This is a genomic window from Streptomyces sp. NPDC053076 (assembly GCF_044546845.1).
GTDB lineage: Bacteria > Actinomycetota > Actinomycetes > Streptomycetales > Streptomycetaceae > Streptomyces.
The window spans coordinates 16,167-37,941 of record NZ_JBITZL010000017.1; the positions used below are offsets into that span (position 1 = coordinate 16,167).

17 protein-coding genes are annotated in these 21,775 nt (G+C 67.2%); 5 read left to right on the forward strand and 12 right to left on the reverse strand.

The features are described 5' to 3' along the window. Window positions 1-423 precede the first annotated feature (423 nt). The 3 genes from ACIGYR_RS37795 to ACIGYR_RS37805 all read right to left on the reverse strand — a co-directional run bounded on the left by ACIGYR_RS37795 (window position 424) and on the right by ACIGYR_RS37805 (window position 5,551). Complete coding sequence (locus ACIGYR_RS37795) at window positions 424-3,915, reverse strand: NB-ARC domain-containing protein (protein ID WP_399608455.1); 3,492 nt, start codon at window positions 3,913-3,915, stop codon at window positions 424-426. Window positions 3,916-3,956: 41 nt separating this feature from the next. Continuing rightward, the gene (locus ACIGYR_RS37800) at window positions 3,957-4,394 is read right to left on the reverse strand and encodes a hypothetical protein (protein WP_399608458.1); all 438 of its coding nucleotides are present in this window, start codon (window positions 4,392-4,394) and stop codon (window positions 3,957-3,959) included. 986 nt (window positions 4,395-5,380) lie between these two features. Continuing rightward, window positions 5,381-5,551: a hypothetical protein gene (locus ACIGYR_RS37805; protein WP_399608460.1), complete on the reverse strand. Its 171-nt coding sequence runs from the start codon at window positions 5,549-5,551 to the stop codon at window positions 5,381-5,383. A gap of 261 nt (window positions 5,552-5,812) precedes the next feature. On the opposite strand from ACIGYR_RS37805, the gene ACIGYR_RS37810 reads away from it, so the two are divergent. After that, window positions 5,813-6,163, forward strand: coding sequence for a hypothetical protein (locus ACIGYR_RS37810; protein WP_399608463.1), 351 nt, complete (start codon window positions 5,813-5,815; stop codon window positions 6,161-6,163). 874 nt (window positions 6,164-7,037) lie between these two features. Here ACIGYR_RS37810 and ACIGYR_RS37815 read toward each other — a convergent pair. Next, window positions 7,038-7,550 carry an RICIN domain-containing protein gene (locus ACIGYR_RS37815; RefSeq protein ID WP_399608464.1) on the reverse strand — a complete coding sequence of 171 codons (513 nt, stop codon included), beginning with the start codon at window positions 7,548-7,550 and terminating at the stop codon, window positions 7,038-7,040. Window positions 7,551-8,057: 507 nt separating this feature from the next. Between ACIGYR_RS37815 and ACIGYR_RS37820 the strand changes: the two genes are divergently transcribed. Then, on the forward strand, window positions 8,058-10,250 hold the full coding sequence (locus tag ACIGYR_RS37820; RefSeq protein ID WP_399608467.1) for a hypothetical protein: 2,193 nt from the start codon (window positions 8,058-8,060) through the stop codon (window positions 10,248-10,250). A 21-nt stretch (window positions 10,251-10,271) separates the two neighbouring features. Next, window positions 10,272-10,820, forward strand: coding sequence for a hypothetical protein (locus ACIGYR_RS37825; RefSeq protein WP_399608469.1), 549 nt, complete (start codon window positions 10,272-10,274; stop codon window positions 10,818-10,820). A gap of 113 nt (window positions 10,821-10,933) precedes the next feature. Here the strand turns inward: ACIGYR_RS37825 and ACIGYR_RS37830 are convergent, their stop codons facing one another. After that, window positions 10,934-12,835: a UvrD-helicase domain-containing protein gene (locus ACIGYR_RS37830; RefSeq protein WP_399608471.1), complete on the reverse strand. Its 1,902-nt coding sequence runs from the start codon at window positions 12,833-12,835 to the stop codon at window positions 10,934-10,936. Next, on the reverse strand, window positions 12,832-14,712 hold the full coding sequence (locus tag ACIGYR_RS37835; protein WP_399608474.1) for an ATP-dependent nuclease: 1,881 nt from the start codon (window positions 14,710-14,712) through the stop codon (window positions 12,832-12,834). The genes ACIGYR_RS37830 and ACIGYR_RS37835 overlap by 4 nt, the downstream gene beginning before the upstream one ends. A gap of 300 nt (window positions 14,713-15,012) precedes the next feature. Here ACIGYR_RS37835 and ACIGYR_RS37840 point away from each other — a divergent pair, with 300 nt between their 5' ends. After that, window positions 15,013-15,204, forward strand: coding sequence for a hypothetical protein (locus tag ACIGYR_RS37840; protein ID WP_399608477.1), 192 nt, complete (start codon window positions 15,013-15,015; stop codon window positions 15,202-15,204). A gap of 461 nt (window positions 15,205-15,665) precedes the next feature. On the opposite strand, the gene ACIGYR_RS37845 is transcribed toward ACIGYR_RS37840, so the two are convergent. The 4 genes from ACIGYR_RS37845 to ACIGYR_RS37860 form a co-directional block, all read right to left on the reverse strand. Next, window positions 15,666-16,754 (reverse strand): helix-turn-helix domain-containing protein, encoded by a 1,089-nt coding sequence (locus ACIGYR_RS37845; protein ID WP_399608480.1) that lies wholly within the window; start codon window positions 16,752-16,754, stop codon window positions 15,666-15,668. A 66-nt stretch (window positions 16,755-16,820) separates the two neighbouring features. Further along, entirely contained in the window at window positions 16,821-17,324 is a 504-nt protein-coding gene (locus ACIGYR_RS37850) for a hypothetical protein (protein WP_399608482.1), read from the reverse strand. 367 nt (window positions 17,325-17,691) lie between these two features. Next, window positions 17,692-17,892 carry a hypothetical protein gene (locus ACIGYR_RS37855; RefSeq protein WP_399608485.1) on the reverse strand — a complete coding sequence of 67 codons (201 nt, stop codon included), beginning with the start codon at window positions 17,890-17,892 and terminating at the stop codon, window positions 17,692-17,694. Window positions 17,893-18,145: 253 nt separating this feature from the next. Then, on the reverse strand, window positions 18,146-19,174 hold the full coding sequence (locus ACIGYR_RS37860) for a hypothetical protein (protein ID WP_399608488.1): 1,029 nt from the start codon (window positions 19,172-19,174) through the stop codon (window positions 18,146-18,148). A 461-nt stretch (window positions 19,175-19,635) separates the two neighbouring features. On the opposite strand from ACIGYR_RS37860, the gene ACIGYR_RS37865 reads away from it, so the two are divergent. After that, entirely contained in the window at window positions 19,636-20,070 is a 435-nt protein-coding gene (locus tag ACIGYR_RS37865; protein WP_399608491.1) for a hypothetical protein, read from the forward strand. A gap of 236 nt (window positions 20,071-20,306) precedes the next feature. On the opposite strand, the gene ACIGYR_RS37870 is transcribed toward ACIGYR_RS37865, so the two are convergent. Both ACIGYR_RS37870 and ACIGYR_RS37875 read right to left on the reverse strand, forming a co-directional pair. Then, window positions 20,307-20,804: a DUF6420 family protein gene (locus ACIGYR_RS37870; protein WP_399608494.1), complete on the reverse strand. Its 498-nt coding sequence runs from the start codon at window positions 20,802-20,804 to the stop codon at window positions 20,307-20,309. A gap of 43 nt (window positions 20,805-20,847) precedes the next feature. After that, window positions 20,848-21,672, reverse strand: coding sequence for a hypothetical protein (locus tag ACIGYR_RS37875; protein ID WP_399608497.1), 825 nt, complete (start codon window positions 21,670-21,672; stop codon window positions 20,848-20,850). Between the last annotated feature and the right edge of the window lie 103 nt (window positions 21,673-21,775).

The window sequence follows — 21,775 nt, forward strand, 5'->3', positions numbered from 1 at the left end:
GGCGAGGCCGGCCTCCTGCTCCGGTACAGGAGCAGCCCCGCCCGCCCCTGGAAGCGTGGTCGTGCCCTCCACGGCAGCGCGGCGGCTTTCAGCCGCGACGGCCGCCATCTGGCCGTCGGCACGCTGGAAGGGACGATCCGGCTGTGGGACACCACGCACCCGGAGGGGCCGACCACCAGGGACGTTTCCTTCCCTTGCTACGTCACGTTCCACGTGCCGGGGCGGTATGGCTGGGCGTGCCTTGGGGTTCTGCCTTCAGGCCCCGGCGGTGCGTCGTGGTGGCTGCGGCGCGGGTGCGGGCGATGTCACTGGTCGGGGCGGAGGTTCACTCTGACGTCACTGGTCGGGGTGGAGGTTCACTCTGACGTCCTTCGGAGCGGTGGCGGGTGCCTGCTTCAGAGGCCGGACTCAACGTTGCCAGCATCAGGTGTACAGAGTCATCAGGTAAAGTCCGCGATCTCCTGCTACGGTCAGGGTTCGGCTGTCCGCGGCCCACGTGCAGGCTTTAAGGGGACCTTCCGTTCGGGCCAGAGTGACAGTGCGCTGACTACGCAGGTCCCAAATCCGCACTGTGGTGTCGTCGCTACCAGTGGCGAGCCATACCCCGTCCGGTGAGATCGCGACAGCCCGCACGGTTCCAGCATGGCCCGCAAGGGTGGTGGTGCAGGTACGGCTGGCCACATCCCAGATGCGTACCAAGTCGTTCTCGACCGTGGCGAGCCATGTCCCGTCCGGACTGATCGCTATGACGGGCACCCAGCTGGCGTCTCCGGTAAGGGTGGCCGTGCAGGAACGGCTGGCTACATCCCAGATCCGAACGACCCCGTTGCGGCTGTGACTAGTGGCGAGCCAGGTTCCGTCCGGGCTGATGGCTACCGCTGGCACCGAGCCCGCACTGCTCGCTCGGCGCGGGAGGACGATGTCGCTGCCGGGTTCGAAGCAAAGGGGAGGACCCGCCATCCAATCTGTCAAGATCACTGGCGGCGATGAGTCTTCGATCGCAGTGAGGGTCGCGTGAGTGCGACTGGCTCGGTCCCAGATCCGCACGGTGGCGTCATCGTCGCCGGTGGCCAGCCAGGCCCCGTCCGGGCTGATCGCCACTGAGAGGACTCTGCCGGGGTGGTGGAAGTCGCCGGTGAAGGAGTTGCTGGTCCGGTCCCAAATGAGAACCCGGCCCTGGTCGTCGTCGTATGTGATCGCGAGCCATGTCGCGTCTGGCGCGATCGCGACTGATGTGTAGAAGCGGGTGTCGGGGGTCAGGGTTTCGGTGCACGTGCCGCTCGCCCGGTCCCAAATCTGCACTATTCCCCGGCTTCCGGCGGTTGCGATCCAGGACCCGTCCGGCGCGATCGCCACTGAGTACAGCTCTTGCGCTCGGTTATTGGCGTCAGGCAGCGGTGTTTGACATTTCGTGTCCCAGACACGCACTGTGGTGTCTTTACTCACGGTGGCGAGCCATGCGCCATCCGGGCTGATCGCGAGAGACAGTACGTCCGCAGTGTGGCCGCGCAGGTTGGCGGTGCAAGCACCGCTCGCCGCGTCCCAGATCTGCACAGTTCCGTACCGACCACCGCTGGCGAGCCACGTCCCATCCGGACTGATCGCCAGTGCATATATGTCGTCGTAACTGCCCATGGCCATCGTGGCGGTCCAGGTACCGCCGTCCCGTTCCCAGATCCGCACGGAGCGCCCATCGGCGCCGGCAACCCACGTCCCGTCCGGACTGATTGCCACCGACATCAAGAAGCTCGTCTGTCCGCTCAGGGGTATGCAGGTGCCGCTTGACCGGTCCCAAATCCGTAGGCCGTGGCTCAGCCCGTGGGAGGCGGTGGCGAGCCAGGCTCCGTCCGGACTGATCGCCAACTCCCACGGCCCATGACTGTCTACGGTCAGAGTGGTGGTCCAGGCAGCACGTGCCCGTTCCCAGATCCGCACGGATCTCCCGCCGGCGATGGCGAGCCACGTCCCGTCCGGGCAGATCGCCACAGAGTGCACGTCCTCGGCGTCGGTAGTCAGTATGGTGGTCCAGGTGCCGCTGACGCGGTCCCAGCACCGCACTGTGCTTCGGGATGCGGTCGCGAGCCAGGTTCCGTCCGGGCTGATCGCCAGATCCCGCGTGCCATCGTTGCCCGTGGTCAAGATCGTGCCGCAGGTACCACTCGCTTGATCCCAGATTCGCACTGTGTGACCGTCGGTACTGGCGAGCCACGTCCCGTCCGGGCTGATCGCCACCGACGTCACCATCTGGGCATGCCCGGTCAGGGTGCGCAGGAGGAGCGGATTGGGGAGGTCTGGTGGCGGCCACGCATGACCTAACACTGGGCGCGAGCCCGCATCCTCGTGCTGGCGCCGCGCAATGATCTGATCGCGCCACTGCGGCAAGGCATCGAACCGATTGTGCAGCACATGCAGCAGGGCATGAGGCGGGTCACAAGCCGTAAGGAGGTGGGCTGCCTGGGCGATCGTGCGGGCACGGGCAGAGGCCCATGCCGTAGGCACACGCTCGAGGTCGCTCCAAGGGGCGGTGGGGCCGCGCTGCATCAAGCGGGCTTCGACCCAGCGCACGTCACTGGCCACGGCTTCCGCCTGGGCGGTGCGGCCAGCAGCCAGAAGGTGCTCGATCAGATGGTCGAGTAGGTAGCTCTCCTGCATCTGCCACCAAGCCCTGGAAGGCTCCGGCAGGGCGGCGGCCAGCGGCGATGTGTGCGGTAGTCGCGCCGCGAGGCTGTCAACCAAGCGGCCGTGTAGAACTTCCAGCGTCCCGTCGTCAAACTCTTTCAGAAGGTACTCGCGGATCACGTCGTGGAGGATGACGCGCCCACCGTCGTCGGCGGTAAGAGACAGTAAGGACAATCGCTGCAGCCTCCGACACAGGCTGCGCGACCCCCTCTCGGTCAGGCTCCCCGTCACCTTCCAGAACTCAGTAATCACAGGCACAGGGATGGCTTCACCCTGCGCAAAGACTGCCAACTCAGCAAATCGCTCGGGCGCGTCGGCCGGCAGCAGGTCGATGGCCGCCGCCACTGTGGCCCTCACAGCGCGATTCCTTTGTCCTGGGTTGTCCAAGTCCAGTTCTTCCGTCGGATCATCGACGGCGGTCGGCCCCGCGGCGCGCAAGTCGTGAAGTGCCTGGCTTGCTGCAGTCGCCGGATCGGCGCCGGTAGCCACTTGCTCAGCGATCAGCCGGTTGGTCATGCGCAGAAGCAGCGCCCAGCGTCCGGTCACTGCGAGCAGTCCGTCCACCACGCTGACGGGCAGTGGTGACAGTTCATGGGTAAGGACGGCGCGCGCTTGCCCGGAGGACATTTCATCCAGACTGACCACTTCGACTGACAGGCCGTTGGGCAGCAACTGGTGGAGGTCAGGGATGCGGGTTGTGAACAGGCGAACACATGGGCGTCCGCCGCGTAAGAAAGGCGCGAGTTGCTCGAGGCTCCAGACATCGTCCAAAACGAGCAAGGTGGGAGGGCGAGAGTCCAGCAAGCGTCCCAGATGGTCACCCGCCATATCCGGATCGTCGAAGATTTCCGTGTCCGCGGTGATGAACCGGGTCACCTCGGCCACCTTGGCTGCGATGGTCTTCGAACCCGCCAGGTCCCGGCCGAGGGTGATGGTGTAGATCCGACCGTTGAACCGCTCGCGCACCTGCGGGTCGGCGCAGACGAGACGGGCCAGGACGGTCTTCCCGAAGCCTCCAGCACCGGTCAGGGACGTACTGATGCCCACTGCAGAACTGCTCCCGCACACCGCGTCCACGACGCGGCGGCGCTCGTCGCGATCGACCACCCACTCAGGCACCGTCATGGGTTCCGGAGGCGGCGGATCGTCAGCTGGAGTCCGAGGCGCCCCGTAGTAGTTGTGCTGGACGCCGTTGCCCTGCAGCGGCCCGTAGAACGTGCTGCCGCTGAAGTGCATCCCCACTCCGGTGGTGGCCCCGGGCTCCGGAAGCCCTCCGGTCACTTTGGTGGCTCCCCGTAGTAGTTGTGCTGGGTGCCCTTGCCCTGCACCGGGCCGTGAAACGTGCTGCCGCTGAAATCGATCCGATCGCCCCCGGCCGAGCCGATTCCCTCGGCGTTCTCCAAAGACCGCAGCTCGTCGACGAGTTTCTCCAGGAGTGCGGCGAAGTGTTCGTCCCGCTCACCGGCTTCCTCAAGTGAGTCCGTCAGCCTTCGCCGGGTCCGCTCGGACAGCTCCGCGCGCCCTTCGGCGGCTTCTTCCTGGGCACGCTCCAGTGCCGGGTCCTGGCCGAGCTTGCGGCTGACCAGATCGTGGAGGCGGTCCATTCCGGAATCCAGGGCCCGGTCGACCTCACTGTCGGCGCGCCCCCCGACGCGCTTGGCCTTGCGCACCGCCCACGCGAAGACGTAGGCCACCGCAAACTCAGCGCCGAACATCACGACCCCCTTGCTGCCGAGCAGAACCCGAAGCCGAGCGTACCCAGTCAGCTCACCTGGGCACCGGCGATTGCGGGGGATGGTGGTGGTGCCAGCGTTCGCGTTCAGCAGCCGTCACCCCGTGACGCCTACACGTGACGCGCCAGGTCGCTGTTCCGTCGCACAGGATCTTGCCCTGTCTCACCTGACGTTCGCCAGTTCAGCGGTTAGGGACAGGGGCAGGTGCGGCACTCCAGGCCGTCGGCGTTCGGGTGACGGCGGGCGTGCTCAAGCCCCTCGGCAAACAACTGGGCATGCCACCGAGTCAGCCCCTGGCCGTGCCAGGCCCGCCGCGGCACCGCCAGCACCGCCGGCCCCCCGCTGCACCCTCCCCGCTCCGCCGCTCCCGCAGCATCTCCAGCCCTGCGCATGCCCTCGACTACGACGGTGTGCGGCGCCCCGACCGCCCCGGCGTCCGGGGACTGGGCCAGCAGACGCAGGCCGGCCCCCACCTCAAGGGCCGGTGCGGGCCACGCACCCACCACACCCCCTGCACCCCGCGCAGCGGCGGCGCCCCACCGGGCCGGCGCCGCTCGCATCGCCGACACCCACCGGGCCAACGGCCCTGCAGGACCGGCCGCCTCCACCTCGCCCAGCCAGGGCCGCCCCAGCCGCCCGCCCAGCGCGGCCGCGAACCGTTCGGCACCGGCCCGGTCACGCAACAGACCACCCGCTCCCTGCCCGGCCCGCTCCCACAGCCGCAGATCACCCAGAGCCTGGCCACCGCGACAATGTCGAGGAACACCATCACATCCCTCGCCACCAGCCGCCACTGCCGATCCCCCCAGCCCACCGGACGGACACCCCGCGCACGCATGGCCGCCACCAACTGCTCCAGACGCGGCCCCCACACCACCTCCCGCTCCCAGAACTCCTCCCGCTCCCACCACCCGCAGACCACCGCACGCGCCAACGCGAACACCTCACCCGGCGCTACACCGCCCGCCCTAGCCGCCCGCAGCACCCCAGCCCCCAGCCCACCGGCGCCGCGCCCGGCCCAGCTCCCCGGCCCAGGCGGCGACATCGGCGAACTCCAGCGGATGCCCCTCACCCACATCCAGCAGCCACCGGCCGTGCCGCACACACAGCCGCTGCCACGGCGGCCGATACACCCACACCGGCTCGCTCCCCGCCCCGTGCCGGGCCGCACGCAGCCGACAGCTGAAGGCCACTGGCCCCCACTGCGATGCGCCCAGCCGCCACCACGCCCGCCCCGCCCCGTCCTGTCCTTGGCCCGCCCGTGCTCGGCGAGCGCCCGGGGCCCGGCCGCCCAGGACGGCAGCGCCCGCGCCAGATGGACGGCCGGCACCCGGCACCAGTCGGCCAGCTGCCCCTGCGCCACCGCGTCGAGCAGCACCTCGCCGTCCGGGCGTCAGAGCGTGGAAGCCGCCTATCGCAGCGGCGCGGTGTCCTTCGGCCGGCCGCCCGTCTCGCAGGAAGGCGTCGAGCAGGCCCGCGCAGCGCTGCAACGGGCGGAGACCCGCTTCACCGACATGCGCATCAGCCGCCCGAACACCATCCGCGCTCTCAAATCCCTCGACGGCGCAGCCCGTGAACCTTCTGGGTCCGATGCGCCGGCCGCACGCGCCGCCCGGATCGCAGCGCAGTCCCGTGAACGCTCCAAGGCCACCGCGCCCGCCGTACCCCGCACCGATCCCACCGCGGAGCAGGTTCGCCAGGCCCACAACTCCTCCGCGCAAGCGCACCATCCGGGCGTACGCCCAGCCTGACCGCCCAAGAGGCGTCGGCGCCCCTCTGATCGCCGTCCACGTCCACGCTGCACTCCGTCTCGCGCACGAGCCCCTGCTGTTCGGCAGCCCGTACGAACAGGCGCGACGGGCATCGCGCTGCGCCATGGCGTGCGAAATCGCGGGGGGATCTTGTGTCGTACCGATTGCGTACCCCGGCGCGGCGGGTGACCAGGTTCCTCCAGCAAGACGTGCCAGGAGCGGGCGGGGAAACGTGCCAGGGAGCGGCTGCAGAAAGTGGTAGGCCCCTGCATGCCCGGGGTGGGCGCGTTGCGCGTGGTCGGCTCGTCGGCGTTCCCGGCTGCAGCATTTCCTGCAGAATTCCTACGCGGAAACGGCCGCAGATTCTGTGTTGCGCGCGCCGGGCTGCCGGGCGTCGTCGCGACTAGACACACCCCCTCTGGCCAGCAGTTTTGTGGGTCGACGGGCCTGAGCGGACGTGTCAGGGTGCTTGCCGGGCGCAACTCGGCGCCCTCGAGCAAGGGGGAGACATGGACACCATCATCGGGGCCACCATCACCGGCGTGTTCACCATCATCGCCACGATCATTGCCACCCGGCGCCGCGGTTCGGGAGACGATGCGCAGTGAGGTGACGTGACGCGAAAATGCAGCTCTGGCCGCGTCACGTCACCTCGTCGAGAGGCGAGCGAACAAGCTGCGCCCCGCAGGGCGGCGGGGCAATGGCCCGGCCGGGGGCGGCGTCGACGTCCAGGCCGCGGACGAGGGCGGCTGCGGCCCGGGGGCCGGGGCGGGCCGGAGGCCGGGTTCGCCGGGCTGGCTGATGGTTCGGCGGCCCCGGCCAGGGACGGTCAGAAGTACTGGTGAGCGCCGGACGTGAAAGGCGGGCGTGGGGGTCAGTTGACGAGTGTGAATGCCTGGTGGCCGGGTGAGCTGGGGCCGTCCAGCACGATCGGGGCGAGGAGTCCGGGATGTCCCTCTTCGACGGTCCAGTAAAGGGTGTTGTGGGCCTCGATCTGGACTGTGCCGTCGCCTAGGTCGTGGATTTGGAACTCCTGGAAGTTGTAGCGGCTGTCGCAGTCTCCCTGCACGATCGAGTCGTCGAAGGACGGATCGCTGTCCAAGACTTCCAGGCACTTGCCGGCGAAGGTCTTGATTCTGACGAGGCCGTCTCCGGCGTCTTGCGTCGTGAAGAGTTGGTTGTCCGTGCCGAGGCAGCGGTACTGCTGGAGCGGGGCGTCGTTGTGCGTACTGGCGTCCGCGATTTCCAGGCATCCACCGGCGTAAGTCTCGATCCGGAAGGAATCCTGTGCGGCGGCGGGATGCGCGGTGACGACGGCGAGTACGGCCGCGGCGATGAGGGCGGCGCCGGCGCGTGTGCAGGCGAGGTTCATGAGGGGCCTTCCCATCGACAACTCGTAACGATCAGTAAGTAACTGTACGCACAGAGTAATGATGGTGTGTCTGGACGCTCGGCCCTTACCTCACTGCCCGCGTCCGCGGCCGTCCGGACGTCCGGGCCCGAGCTGCGCACCAGGCCCGTGCTCGCGGACCCGTCCGGGTCACGTGACCGGTGGCGCGCGGACAGTGGCGGTGCCCGACCGAACGGCCCAGGTACGCCCCATGTGCGCGATTGGTACGCAAGAACGTAGTGAGGTGACCCTTTACCGCGCCTCGGCGCTACATGCTGACCGTGTCCAGGAGGTGGGGGCCGTTATTGCGGACGTTGTAAGCGCCGTGCTCACCCGGAACACAGCCGCCCATCCAGCGGGAGCGGCTGTTTGCGCGTCAGTGTCGAAGCGCGGTCACCAGGAGCGCCAGCACACCACCGAAGCCGGCCGTCCCGCTCTGCTGGCCCAACTCGCTGACCGGGACAAGGGACTTGTCGATCGCATGCTCGAAAGAAGGCTCGACTCTTGACCGTCACCGTAGCTGCAACGGCCGCCGCTCTTGCCCTGATCGATCCGGCACCGGACACACCGGTCATTCCCTCGGAACGGCTGCGGCCCGGCGTCGCGCCAGAGACCGTGTCGCGCTTTGCCGACGACTGGTGGGACCTGGGGCCGCTGGAGCGCAAGGAGACGAGCACGACGAAGACCTTGCACTGGAAGACCTTCCCTGAGGTGCTGCGGCCCTCGATGAAACGCATCGCCTGGGCAGTGATCAACAAGCCGACTCCGGACGTGCTGCTGAGGCGTCCGAAGACCACCTCACGGCCCTTCATCTCGGCTCAGACGTTGCTGCATGCCTCCAAGACCTGGTGGGACCTGGGTGACTGGCTCGCCCAGCGGCAGATTACGAGCCTGGATCAGGTCGACCAGGAGATCTTGGAGGAGTACGCCGACAAGGTGCGTGAGCTGGGCAACAGCTTCGGTCATGCCCGCAACAAGCTGTTCGTCGTCACACGCATGTGGGCCTATGCCCCTTTTCGGCTGCCGCAGGACCGACTTTGCATGCCGCCCTGGGACGACCCCGGCGCTGAGATCACGGACTTTCTCGGGGAGAACGACGAGCCGCGCGGGGAGAACACCACCGCGGTGATCCATCCCGCGACGATGTCGCCGCTGCTGGTCTGGGCTCTGCGTGTGATCACGGATCTGGCGCCGGACATCCTGGCCGCCTGGCGGGAATCGCAGCGTTTGCTGGCGAACCTCCCGCCCAAGGCGGAGAGGGGGCGGAAAGGGAAGGCGGTTTACCAGCGTCTGCGCGAGTACTTCGACGGGCTGCGGGCGGCGGGGAAGGCGGTCCCCACCTATGGCGGCTATCTGGCGCCGAACCTCGCCAAGGCCGCCACAGCCCGCGGGGCGACCCGGGAGGAGGCGGTGTCCGCAAAGTTCGTCGGAGGGATGCTGGGGGTCAACCAGAAGCAGGTCAGCAGCTTCCTGAAGCGCTGTCCGGAGGTGCTGGAGGGACAGAAGTTCGCAGACGGCGCCCCGCTGGAGCTGCCGATCACGGCGATGATCGATGGGCGGCCCTGGACGGAGAGCATCGAATTCACCGAGGTCAAGCAGCTGGGGCTGCACCTGTCGACGGCGGCACTGGTGGTGATCGCCTACCTGTCTGGCATGCGGCCGGAGGAGGTGCTGCACCTGGAGCACGGTTGCGCGAGCCGCGAGGAACGCGGGGACGGCACGGTGCGCTACCGGGTCAACGGCAGGCACTTCAAGGGGGTGGTCGATGAGGAGGGCAACATCATCCCGGAGGGCGAGATGCGGCCCGAGCCTTGGACCGTGATCGAACTGGTGCATCGTGCCATCGAGGTCGTCGAGGGACTGGACCAGGGGCCGCTGCTGTTCTCCCGCAACCTCACCACCGCCCCGCGGGCCGACCGTCGGCACGGCAAGGCCCTGGCGCCCGGCGCGGTGGTTCAGCGGCTCAAGTCCTTCATGAATTGGGCAAACGAGCTGGCCGTCGCGCACGGCCGGGATCACGAGCTCATCCCGCCGGACCCGGACGGCAACGTCACCATGCAACGGTTCCGCCGCACGGTCGCCTGGTTCATCTATCGCCGGCCGGGCGGGCGCATCGCCCTGGGAATTCAGTACGGCCACGTCGGCTCTTCGATGGGGGAGTCGTACGGGGGACGCTCCCGGTTCGACATGCTGGAGATTCTCGACTTCGAGGAGGGCCTGGTGATGGCGGAGAACCTGGCCGCCGCCAGTGAACGCGTGACGTCCGGGGAAGGCATCAGCGGCCCGGCCGCCACCCGCTACGTTGCTGCCGCCCGCGAGTTCCAGGTCCGCTACGAAGGCGGGTTCATGACCAAACGGCAGCACCGGGCCATCAGAGCCGACCCCACCCTCCGCGTCTATGAGCATCCCGAATCGCTGCTGACCTGCAACCATGACCCGTTCAAGGCACTCTGCGACCCGGACCGGGGCCGCGGCGCCGGACAGCGCACGCCCAGCTTCAGCCGGTGTGACATGGCCTGCGCGAACATCTCCCGGACCGACACTCACATCGAGCGGGCCAAGGCGGAACGGCAGGCCATCACCGAAGAGCTCGCCGACGGCCTCAACCCCCATTCCGGTGGCCCAGCGACTCCGTCAGCGCGACCAGAAACTGGAGTCGATCATCAACGAGCACGAGGCCACCTGCATCGTTCCTGAGCCGAGGACGGAGGACGGCCAGTGACCGATTCCCCAGCACCCGCCGAAGAGCGCGAGGACGCCACGGTCCAGGCACCGTCTGGGCAGCTGACGGAGATCATCGCCTCGGCGCTCGGCCCCGCCGCCGAAGCCGCACGGGCCCAGTGGCCGGACGACACCGATGAGATCCAGGCGATCACCGATGCGATGGTCCGGCTGCTGACCGGAGTGCCCTTGCGGTCCGACGGCCAGTTGACGATCAAGTCGCTCGCCGAGGAGGCGGGCTTGAGGCGCAACAAGCTCACGCACAAGCACACCGGCCTCAAGGATCTGTTCTATGCCCTGGTGCGGGCCCAGAACATTCGCCCGAAGGACACCGAGCGGCTCCAGCAGGAGCGCGACGAACTCGCGGAAGCACTGAAGAAGGCCCGCCGAGAGCGCAACGAACTACGCGAGGAGGTCAAGCGACTCGTCCGCATCATCCACGTCCTGGAGGTGGAGAACGACAACCTCAAGACCACTTCCGGCGCCAGAGGCGGCACAGTCCGGGCGCTGCCACAGCGCTCGGCGCCACCGCCCCCACAGCGCTGAGACCGGATGACGCGGCAGGACGGCGATCATGCGGCGACGCCAAGCTCCTTTTGGGTGACGGAGACGCCCTCCAGCCAGGGGGCGGGACGATTCCGCCGGGACGGATGCAGGGGTCAGTGTTCGGTGAGGTCCCGGACGTCCCAGCCCGAGTCGATCATCACCTCCGCGTATCGCTGGCCGCGGTCTCGGTGGGCGGCGAGCACCAGCAGGTGGGTGGGGCGCGTCGCCCCGACAAAAACGAGCTGCACAGCGGCCTGGACACTCTTCAGCTCCCGCTGGGGGTCGCTGCCCTCCGCGACCATGCGGAGCGCCTCGGTCACGTCGAACTTCTTGCCGGTCTTCTCAAGGCACTCCAGGATCAGCGTCGCCGCGTGGGTCTCGCCCTTCGCGCTCTGGATGGTCCCGGGTACGGACCGCACCGCCGGCACTGCGGCGGAGCTCCTGGGGACGCCGCCCATTGTTGCGGCAACCTCGGCCGCGGGGGTGAACTCCAGGCCGACGGCCTTCAGCGGCCCGTCGGCGAGCAGTTTCATCTGGACGGTGAGCTGCTCGGTGATCATGCCCCAGCTTGCCTCGTTGAACGTGGCTCCGTGGGTGAGGAGTTCGCGCAGCAGGATCCGTACCTTGCCGCCCGGGGTCGCCGCAGACCTCTCAAGGCGGCCCAGCGTCGGTAGCCCTTCGCCGGTCAGGGGCGTGAAGGACGCGCGCAGGGCGTTCCACAATTCGGTGGCCGCTTCGTGGCTGTCTGCGCCGGACCTCCACTGGGTCCCTGCCGCGCGGGCCGCGTCGATCAGGACGCGGTGGGCCGTCGGGCGGCCGGGCGGGGTGTAGCCGGGCACGTAGCATGAGATCGACTGCGGGTAAGTTTGGGAGCCTCCCCGGCCCTGCCGCGCGCCCAGCACACGCGGGGGACGCCTGAGGAGGATGTCCTCGGGGACGATCACGGCGGCCATGCGTTCGAAGGTCGGCACAACGTCGGTCGCTGTGGCCTCGTCGAACAGCAATACCGCCACCTGGCCGTCGGGACCGGCTCCGTGGACTTGCTGGGGGCGACGGACGGCCAGGCGGCTGGCCACTGCCGCGATCTGCGGTCCGAAGCGGCGGCTGACTGGCAGCTCCGCGGCACCAGACAGTGGGAACGAGGCAGGTCCGCTCACGGCATCGGCGTCACTGTAGATGCCCTGATTGGTGTCGCCTACTCGCTGCACCACGGTGGGCGAGGAGGCGAAGACGAGGTCTAGCAGTTCGTGCTGGGTGGCGCTGGTGTCCTGCATCTCGTCGAGGAGAACGAACGGGAAGCGCGCGGAGACGGCCGGGATGATGCCGGGGTGCTCAGCGAGGTACTGCTTGGCGATGGCGTACATGTCCTGGTAGCGGAAGACGCCTCGACGGGCCAGCGTCCACTTGAGCCTGGACAACTGCTTGCCGCTGGTTGTCTCAGCGCGGAAGGGGGGTTCCCTGGTCGCGCCGGTGACCACGAGTTCGCCGTCCTTGTAGGTGAACGTCGCCCCGCTGACGATGCCGGTGCCGTCGCGCTGACGTTCCACGTAGCTGCGCAAGGTGGAGTAGCTGGGGTGCTGCAGGAGCCGGATTGCTGCGGTCTCGAAGGCCGCGTCGTCGACGGACCGGACCTCGACGCCCTTGGCCCGCACGGCCGGCAGCGCGAGGAAGGTGTGCACGAAGGACTGGATGGTGCCGATGAAGTGCGGGTAGCGCAGCAGGCTCCGCCCCGCGGCGAGGGAGGCCACCCGGTCAGCGATCTCGTTCTTGGCTGTGTTGGTGTGGGACAGCACGCACACCCCGCACGTCACGGAGGTCCACGCGTCGGCCATGAGCGCGAGCTTGAGCCCGATCAAGGTGGTCTTGCCCGACCCCGGGGCGGCCTGGAGGTCCTGTGTGGTCTCGCTCTGCAAGAAATCCCACTGCTCGGCGTCAAGCGGGTCGAGCCCGAGAAGCTTCACCATGGCCTCCACTTTGTGGGTGGCGAAGGCATCGGGCAGGTATGTGCCGGTCACGCGGCCACCTCGCCGCACAGGTGCTTGAACGCTTCAACTAGATAGGGTGGGATGTCGCTCTCCGTGAGCGAGGTGGAGGCGAGGAGCTGTGCGGCGAACTGCGCGGTGATCGACTTGCTGGCGCTGTTGAGCTTGAGCGGTCTGTAGATCTTCAGGGCCGCCTGTTCCAGAGTGAGGTGCTGGTCTGCCCACTCGTCTACGTCCTTGTCGGCCCGTGCAATGACCTGATCGGTCTTGGCAGCGTCCGGCCAGGACCGTTCTGCAACGGATGCGAGCTTGACCGCGCGGTGCATCAGCCTGGCCATGGTCCAGGAGGTGACAGCGAGGTCGTACTCCAACGTCCACCAGTTCGACACGAACGTCTTCACTGGCCCGTCGTCGTCGCTGGCGAGGTCCGCGACGTGCGCGGCGATCTCAGGCTCCGTCATCTCGTCCCAGCACTTCAGGCCGCCACGCATCTCCGCCGAGGTGCCGGCGGGGACGAGGTCGCGGTCGCGGATGCAGGCGACGGGGACGGGTATCTGCTCGCCGGAGCGCTGGAAGACGCGGCTGTACCGGAACAGGCCGACGTGGCCGACGTTGACTACGCTGACGCCGTGCTCGTTGAAGGGCACGCCCAGGGCGGCGGCGAGAGCGGGCAGGAAGATCGCCTCGGCGTCGCCCTCGACCATCGCCAGGCCTCGAGCGAAGAACATATTGGCCTTGGTGACGTCCAGAAACCGGGTCAGGAACGCGTAGTCCTCGCCGGTCAGGCGCGTGATACCACGCCGCAGCGGAAAGGTGCGGCCCCCAACGACGAGTGTCAGACACTCGACGGACGTCGACGAGGCGAGGTTGGGGCTGTGGGTGGTGAGGATGACCTGGACCGGGGCCCTGCCACCTTCCTGCGGCCCCTGGGCCTTGTCGCGGAGCAGGTCCATGATCCGGGTCTGGAGCTGGGGGTGGAGGTGCGCCTCGGGCTCCTCGATCAGCAGCAGGGGTGCCAGTTCGCTCTTGCCCAGCAGGAGAAGCTCCGCTGCCATGAACAAGGCATTGTTGTAGCCGAGCCCGCGGCGTGTCCACTCGTCGGACTCAGCGAAGAGGTTCAGTTCGAGCCGTTCCAGCGCGCGGGCCAACGTCGCGTCGGTGGCGACGCTGATCTTGGCGCGCAGGACGTCGTCGCCGATGGCGAACCGCTGCAGGTAAGCCGAGTTGATGTCCTGGCTCACATCAGAGACGGCATCGTTGCATCGGATGTCGTGCTCGGCGCGGCGCAGGATCCCCACCAGAGTGGACGGAGGGTCGTCGCCCTCGGGGTCGTAGTCATCGATGCCCTGGTCCTTCATCGCCGGGTAGCCGGCGAGGATCTGGGACAGCCGTGATCCGCGGCCCGAGCGCAGTTCCGCCTCCGCGTCGCGAAGGGGGCGCAGGTAGGTGGCACGCAGGAGTTCGCGTGCGGCGCCGTCCAGGGCGGGGCCGTTGCCGTCCGGTCCGGTCCGGGTGGTGACCGAGACCCGGTTCCGGACCGGGTCCATCCGCTGGGCCTTGAACGTCACACAAAGCCAGGCGGCGCCGCCGCGGTCGTGGGTGAGCAATTCCAGAAAGACCGCCTGCTCCTCGGTCGACAGGGCGGTGAACCCGCACACGATGGTGAAGGTCTCCGCCCGCCCGTCCTTCCCGAGGTGGAAGTCGTCTTGGGAGACCCGGTAGTAGTCCGTCGCTGCGGTCTGCAGGCACAACCGGATCGCGTCGATGATCGCCGTCTTCCCGCTGTCGTTCTCGCCGACTAGCACGTTCGTCCCGGCCGTGAACGACAGGTCCAGCGACGCGTCCGTCTCGCCCTCGCTCTGGGCCGCAGCTCCGAAGACCCGGAAGTTCTCGACCCGAAGATGCGCCAAGTACACAGATTCCCCCGCAGACGGGGCCGCGGCGCCCTCTTCTCCGGGAAGGAGTCCCCCGGGCTGCGCGGCCCGTGATCGATATTTTCGAGATCCTATGCTCTCCGGGGTCGCCGCCTGGGGGAATCCGACAGATTGCGGGAGACAAGGGTCTCGCGTGCCTCGTTGGCCCGGACGGCCGTGCTCCTGCGGGCCGCCGTGATGGCCTTGCCTGACCCGGCCGACCAGCGCGGGAAGGAGGGCCGACACTTCCCGCAGACCTCGCCCTGATCGCCGACGTCGAGTCCAAGGAGTGACGGCGTGCTGCTCACCGGGGATATCGGCGGGCAGGTGGGCGAGTCCGAGACCGTTGAGGCGGCGGCTGATGCTGGCACGGACATGAACGCCGAGGCGGCCGGCCTACTCCAGAGCACGCAGAAGCCACATGAAGATGCGGAGAACGCCGCCAGGCTCTTCGACGGCATGCCGCTTGTGCCGGGGGTTTCAGACTGACCATTGACCAACAAGGCGGGCAACGCCTGGCATTGCGTCAAGTCTGGGGCACAGGGCTGGAGGTAGAGCTCGGCTCACTCCCCGCCGGACGGGTAGGTGGGGGGCGCGTCCAGCCCGGTGAAGGCCAGGGGCCTTTCTGCTACCGGATCGGCGCTGCTCACTCATCACCCAAAGTGACCAACCGTGGCGATCCCACCGGATATGCGACACCTGCCATGCGAGCCCACCAGTCCCAGGGCCGGATCTTACTGTGCCGCCCCCCTCAGCTCGCCCTCGTGCCGGGCGGAAGACAGGTGGTGAGCTCCGCTGCAGCTCCGCCCATTCCTGGCCGTTCTTCAGTACGCAATTTTCGCCAAGATCGAAAGCAGGCTGAAGCTTGCTCTCACGCCACCCGATGCGACCGCTGACTTGGGACGCGGTTGTCCAAGCGCGGGCCACGACACGTGCCCGAATGTGGCATTTCAGCGGACGATCGACAGGCTGCGCTTCACAGGGGCCGACGGCCGTCGAGCCTCACCATCGAAGGTGGTGAAAGTGAGTCCGAACAGGAGCCGGTTCATCTCTTCACTGGTGAGCCCGAGCTCGGTCGCCACGGACGAGGGACGAACATTCTTCGAACGCAGTGCAGCGAAGACCTTCGTCAGCACCTGCGACGTTTCCCGTTGGTCCATGCCCTGCGGTTCGCCGGACCGGTACCCCAAACGGCTCAGCTCGGCGCACGTAGCCCGGTACTGCCAGTCGGAGAGCAGGCCTAGGTCATGCATGCGGTAGGTCAGGGCCATAGCGGAGACGTTCCAGATCTGCTTGCCACGAAGAATCTGGTCGACATGCGCTCCCGACGGCATGTGCCCCAGAACGCTCGCTCGAGGCATCAGGAACGCGGAGGCGAAGTCGTTCGCTTGCCGTTCGGCCTCGGGTCCCGAGCACGCGTGCTCGCTGCCATGCATGACGAGATGGCCCAGTTCGTGCGCTGCGTCGAAGCGGCCCCGCTCGGCTGACTTGAGCGTGTTAAGAAATACAAACGGGACGCCGTCGCGCCATACCGCAAATGCGTCGACCTCAGCGTGATCGGGATCCAAAGAGAACACCCGCACCCCGTGCGCCTCCAGGAGGTGCACCATGTTGGGCGCTGGCGCTTCTCCCAGATTCCAGCGGGTTCGGACCATGCTGGCGGCTGTCTCCGGGTCCGGTTTGCCCAGTGAGGGCACGCTCGCCGCAGGGAGGCGGAATCTTTCGTCGATCCAGTCGTACAGCATTGCGCCCAACGTGCCGGCAGCCCGAGCAGCTTCGAGGACTCTCGCTGACGTCTTGCTGCGAGCCCGCCAGGAGATGCCTTCCGCAGGGAGCTCGTCCAGAGCAGAACCTTCGAAGAAGGTGGCAGGAAACTCCAGTGCTGAGGCGATCTTGTCGAGAGTGTCAGGACGGGGCGCGGTGCGTCCCGTCTCGTAGTTCGACAGACTCTGCAGTGAGACCCCGGCCCGGTCCGACAAATCAGCGAGGGTAAGGCCCCTGCGCTTACGGGCCAGGGTGATACGGGACGGGGTCACCATGCGGGGCTACCTCAGAGATTGGTGGTGCAGGGTGGGGCGACGGGCTCGCGGCCCCACCAATGGGCATCAGCGGAAGTCGACGGCGATGTCGATCTCTCCAGGCCCATCATCGTTCAAAGGTTCGATTCCGTCCATGATCAGGGCCGGAAGCGGAATCCGCCTCCCCCATTCTTCTACAAAACCGTTCTCGAACCTCTTTGGCTGTGACAGCTCGCAGTCGATCCGCACCGTGTCGCCGACCTTGAGACGGCAAGACAGCAGGAACCACGTCTTCAGTGCACATGCTTCTTCTTCGCTCAGCGCTACCCCGTTTGGGCCAGCTCCGGCTGCAAACAGGGCTGTCTGTACGTTCGGAGCACCCTCGCCGGCGTTGGCACGAGCGACCATGTCAGTAGCAGGTCCGCGCCGGCGCGCGTTCTTGGGGAACAGACTTGCCTGTCCCGTAGCAGCGTCGCCGACCATCACACCCATCGCGACTGACCGATCCGGACTGCAGACCAGTTCGAGGCGGCCGTGAACGAGTCGGGCCCATCCTCCCTGCTCGATGTGCAGCTCACGGATGGTGCGCACGTGCGCCTCGTAAGCCCGTCGTCCGGCCGTTCCGGTTGGGTCGTTGGGGACGGCAGTGCGCCTCGCCGCCTCACCTGCGCGCAGTACGTTGTGCAGGAACTCCAGCCTGGTCCCCATACCGCCCAACTGGGCATGCACGTCACCGGGTTCAGGGAGCGCGTTCACGAGGGGCAGGACCAAGGAGACCTCCAACAGGCGACAGTAGTCTTATAAGGACTCTACCTCAAATGCGGGCCGAGTTTTATAAGGATCGCTGCTCGTGTACCGGCGCGCGCCCGTTGTGGCACGGACCTGTCACCCGCAGGCGCCTGCTGGGCTGCCAGACCGTCGAGACCGTCACCGTCCGCCTCGCCACGGGTCTGGTCGGTCAACGCAGATGAAGGTACACACGAGAGCGAACCGACCAGCGGGAATCTGCCTTCAAGAGCTCCTGAAGGGAAGGCTCGTCCGCGCGCATCGCCATGTACTGACGGGCCAGTGCGCTGCGGTCCCCGGCGAGAACCAGCCCAGTGACGGAGTCAGCATCCTCGGCGTCGCACCACAGACCCGCCGCCAGAAGTCGGATCATGTGATCAGAGTGGATAGCCAGGGAGGCCGGATGCAGGTGCACGTCCTGCCAGCGCAGTTGGAAGAGGGCGGGGGGTGGAGTTGATCAGATGGAAGTGGATGGCCAAGGACTTCTTAACCGGCCAGTAGGCGAGCACTCCGCGGCGGGAATCACGCGGGTTCAAAGGATTCCTGGACGCCAACGAGGCGAACCCACGTGCGGCTAGGAGTTCAGCGACTGCCGTGAGCCGGGTTCATCGGGCTGTGAAGCGAGATCACCTGGCCGTGCGGCCTGTGACGCGCAGGACGAGGGCGATGAGCGAGGCGAGCCGTAGGAACAGGTAGTCGGCTGCGGCCTCAGTGGGGAGGTCTTCCTGGTCGTGCTCGTGGTGTCGAATGGTGAAGGTGTTGCCGGCCTTCGTCAGCGCCTGGAACTCCGTGTTCAGGAGATCGCGGAACAACTCCGAGCCGGATGCGGTGTGCGCGACCAGCTGGGCAGCGGACGGCTTCTTGAGCGCGCCACCGCCAAGTTCGAGAGTCTTGAGTCGCTCAAAGGCATCCCAGAGCTTCTCAAGGGCGTCCCGCCGATCGACCGGGTTCCGGGACAAGAAACGGGCCATAGCGTCGTTGAGCTTGTCGTCGAGCTTGGAGTCTCCGGTCGAGGGCCTGAGGTCGGAGATCAACGGGCGTGCCTCAGGCGGTCCGATCCGCTGAATGCGCAGGTCGTCACCGAGGGTGAAGGCGATCCCGTTCCTGGCGAAGAGCAGGTCGATGTCGTGCTTGAACTGAGCCTTCCCTGAGCTCAGTCCACCACCAGAGTGTGCTTCGTGCCGTTGGTCCTCAAACGAGAGGTGAGTGTGTCCGAAATAGCTGTGGGATGTGCGTACCGGCTGGTCTATGTGAAGGGCGACAAAGTCGATGACGTCCAGTGCGGTAGTGGTGTCCGGCGCCTTATCCGGGTCGAGTGGAGACCGAGTCGGCTCGGAGGAGTGGGCCATTGACGGCCGGCCGAAGCTGTCGGGCTCTGTTTCCTGATCTTCGCCAGTGATTGCATGGGGCTCGAGCAACCCAGGAACGTAGGCTTTGAGGGATCGGAGAAACATCTCCTCATCCGTGCCGGTGATGATGTTGCGGCCAGGGTCGTCCGGACAGCCGTACTGGGGGAAGGCCCGTGCGAGCGCACCATCGTTGATCCGCTGCAGAATCAAGTCGGTCAGGCCAGCCCATGCCTCGGTTGAGATGATCTCGCTGCTTCGCGGTTTGCCCCGCCCTGCACGATCAGAGTAGAAGACGCTCTCGGTCACGGGACTCAGCCTGACAGCGGACTGAGCAGTTCTCCAACTGGGTTTCAGGCGGGGTGGCTGCTGTGCCCGGTTCCAGGGGACAGGCATGTCACGGCCGGTGAGTGACGGTGAGGCCGTCGAGTCGCCGGCACATGACCGGACAGTCGATGGTGCGGGTGGCCTCGGTGGATAGGTAGCGCCCAACTCGTCTCAAAGTGGAGAGGTTCGACAGGCTGCGCAGTCCGAGCTGGCCGACTCCCGCAGACGCAAGCCGGACCCGTGCAACACCTGCGGTCAGTAACCTTCCGTGCACAAGCGAGGAGCTCCTCCCAGCTCTCGACCTGGCCACCAGCGTCGCTTGCGGTGTGCCGACCGGTTCATCGCTGGTGGTCGCCAGAGTCTCCCGTTCTCGACTCCGGAGAAGCGGCATCCGCGTAGGATCACCGGTGCTGTAACACGGTTTACGGGGGAGGCGCACTCAGATGGCACTGGTCGCAGGCGAGTACGAGTTCACGTGCAGCGACTGCCGGGGGGACGGATCCGTGCAAGTCGTCGGAACCGATGGCGAACTCCACTGGGATCAATGCGACGACTGCCGCGGGGTCGGTTCCGTGTGCGTGGACGAGGAGGACGCAGCCGAACGGATCGACCTCGGTCAGATACCGCTGCGTACGCCCCCAACGAGCGAACTGCACAGTGGCCCCTTGAAGGATGAACTCGACCAGTGGTTCGACTTCCTGTGCGCCCGTAAGGAGGAATCCTCAGCCCCGGCCAACATCATGATCGGCTACGCCTACGGGTTCGCCGAGGCAATGCTCCTGGCTGACCGCGAAGAACCGACTCGGGAGAAGTTGGATTTTTTGATCCGGGCGGCCGAGGAATTCAAGGGTCGCTCGGATTTTCCCGGACGTCGGTGAGCTGTTCGGACAGTCACTCGTTGTCTAGCATTGGAGCAGACCGGGAGAGTAGAACCTGGAATGAGGTGGCCCCCACCCATCTGTCATCACTCTCCAGACAGCCGATGACCCCGGTCAGCCTTCAAGTCCACCTATGGGAGATCGGCGTCCCGCCGCACAACGCGGCAGGACCTCCGTGATCCGCCAACTCGTACTGCCCATCAGTCCCGAGGCCGGTATCCGCGCTCGTATACAGACTAGCCGCCGCTGACCTTGTCCCCTTCGTCCTCCCGGCGGACAGGCCCGGCCAGTGCTTCGGTCTCCTGCAAGAGCCGGTCCGTGGGCGTGAAGTCGCCCAGCTCGACCGCGAGCGCGGCGCGCACGAACGCGGCGAGCGCGATGCTTTCGTTTCGCACCTCGAAGATGCGCAGCACCCCGTCCGAGTGCGCGGCATGGTGTCGGCACCCAGCCTGCACGCAGTACCCCTCGGCGGCCAGGGCGAGCCGCTTAAAGGCGGCGTTCTTCTCGTCGGTGAGCTGGGCCGGACAGCCCAGGTGATCCAGTGTGATCCGGGTGTGGGCGCCCATCTCGGCCGGGCGGACGGTGAGCCGTCCGCCGCCGGGCGTGATGTAGCGGCCGGGCGCCACTGGGGCGTACGGATGGATCAGCGGCAGATCCTTATTCACTGCGTGCAGGGCGGTCAGTCCGTCGTACTCGAAGTAGGGGCCTGCAATGCCGTTGTGCTCGATTGTCATGCGGTCCTCGTTTCGATCGCGGGGCGCGCTCCGGGCCGCCCCGTTACGCGCTGGTGACGGGCACGTTCCGCAGCAGTGCGGAGGTCATCGCCAGGAGCGTTTCCGCCTCGGCCCGGTCGTACTGGAAGGTCTTGGTGACCGCATCGTTGTGCAGGGCGCCGCAGGTCTGGCTGTACAGGGCGTCCTGGATCCGCCACCACCGCTCGGTCTGGTTGCACTGGCTGGCTTGCTTCCTCGATCCGGGGTTGTTCCAGGTGACGTTCTCCCGGACCCACTCCAGCGCCCGCCTGACCTCTAGGATCGACGCCCGGACCTCGCCCACGGTCAGTAGCCGCTGCGCCTCTCGCAGCGTCCGGCCGACCTCGTCCCGCTCCGGATCGCCGATCGGGTACGGCACCGCCATCTCGAACGCCGCAGACGGCCCAAGCTGCGCGAGCTGCTGTTCCCATCGGCTCTTGGCAATGGCGATGTGCGCCGTATCCTGGACGCTCCCCGGGTACCCGGGCGCCTGCGGCAGGGTCGCGTTGAGGTCGATCTCGAAGCGGACGTCGCCGGTGCGGCCCTCCTCAATCGCGTGGACCTGCAACGAGGCCAGCGAGAACGACAGGTTCACACGGTGGACGGTCACCGCCGGGGTGTACGCCAGGTTCGCTGTGGTCCGGGCGAGCCGGGAGCGCTGCCCCGTCGCCTCGAAGCCGAACAGGTCCGCTTCCAGGGCGAGGATTTTCCCGGCCTCGGTGAAGGGCGACACCCCGATAGCGAGCTGAACACGCAGCTCGTGGGCTCCCAGCGCACGGTGCAGCCACGTCTGGTCACTGCTGACCGACGCGGTGAACCGAATATCGTCGTCGAAGCGGAGTTCCTGCATAGCTCCCCCAAGGGCGTGTCGATCACCCGATTCTGCCGGGCGGGCCGCCGTATCACCGCCAATTTTCCCGGCCGCGAGCAACAGGCCTGGCTCCAGCCACACG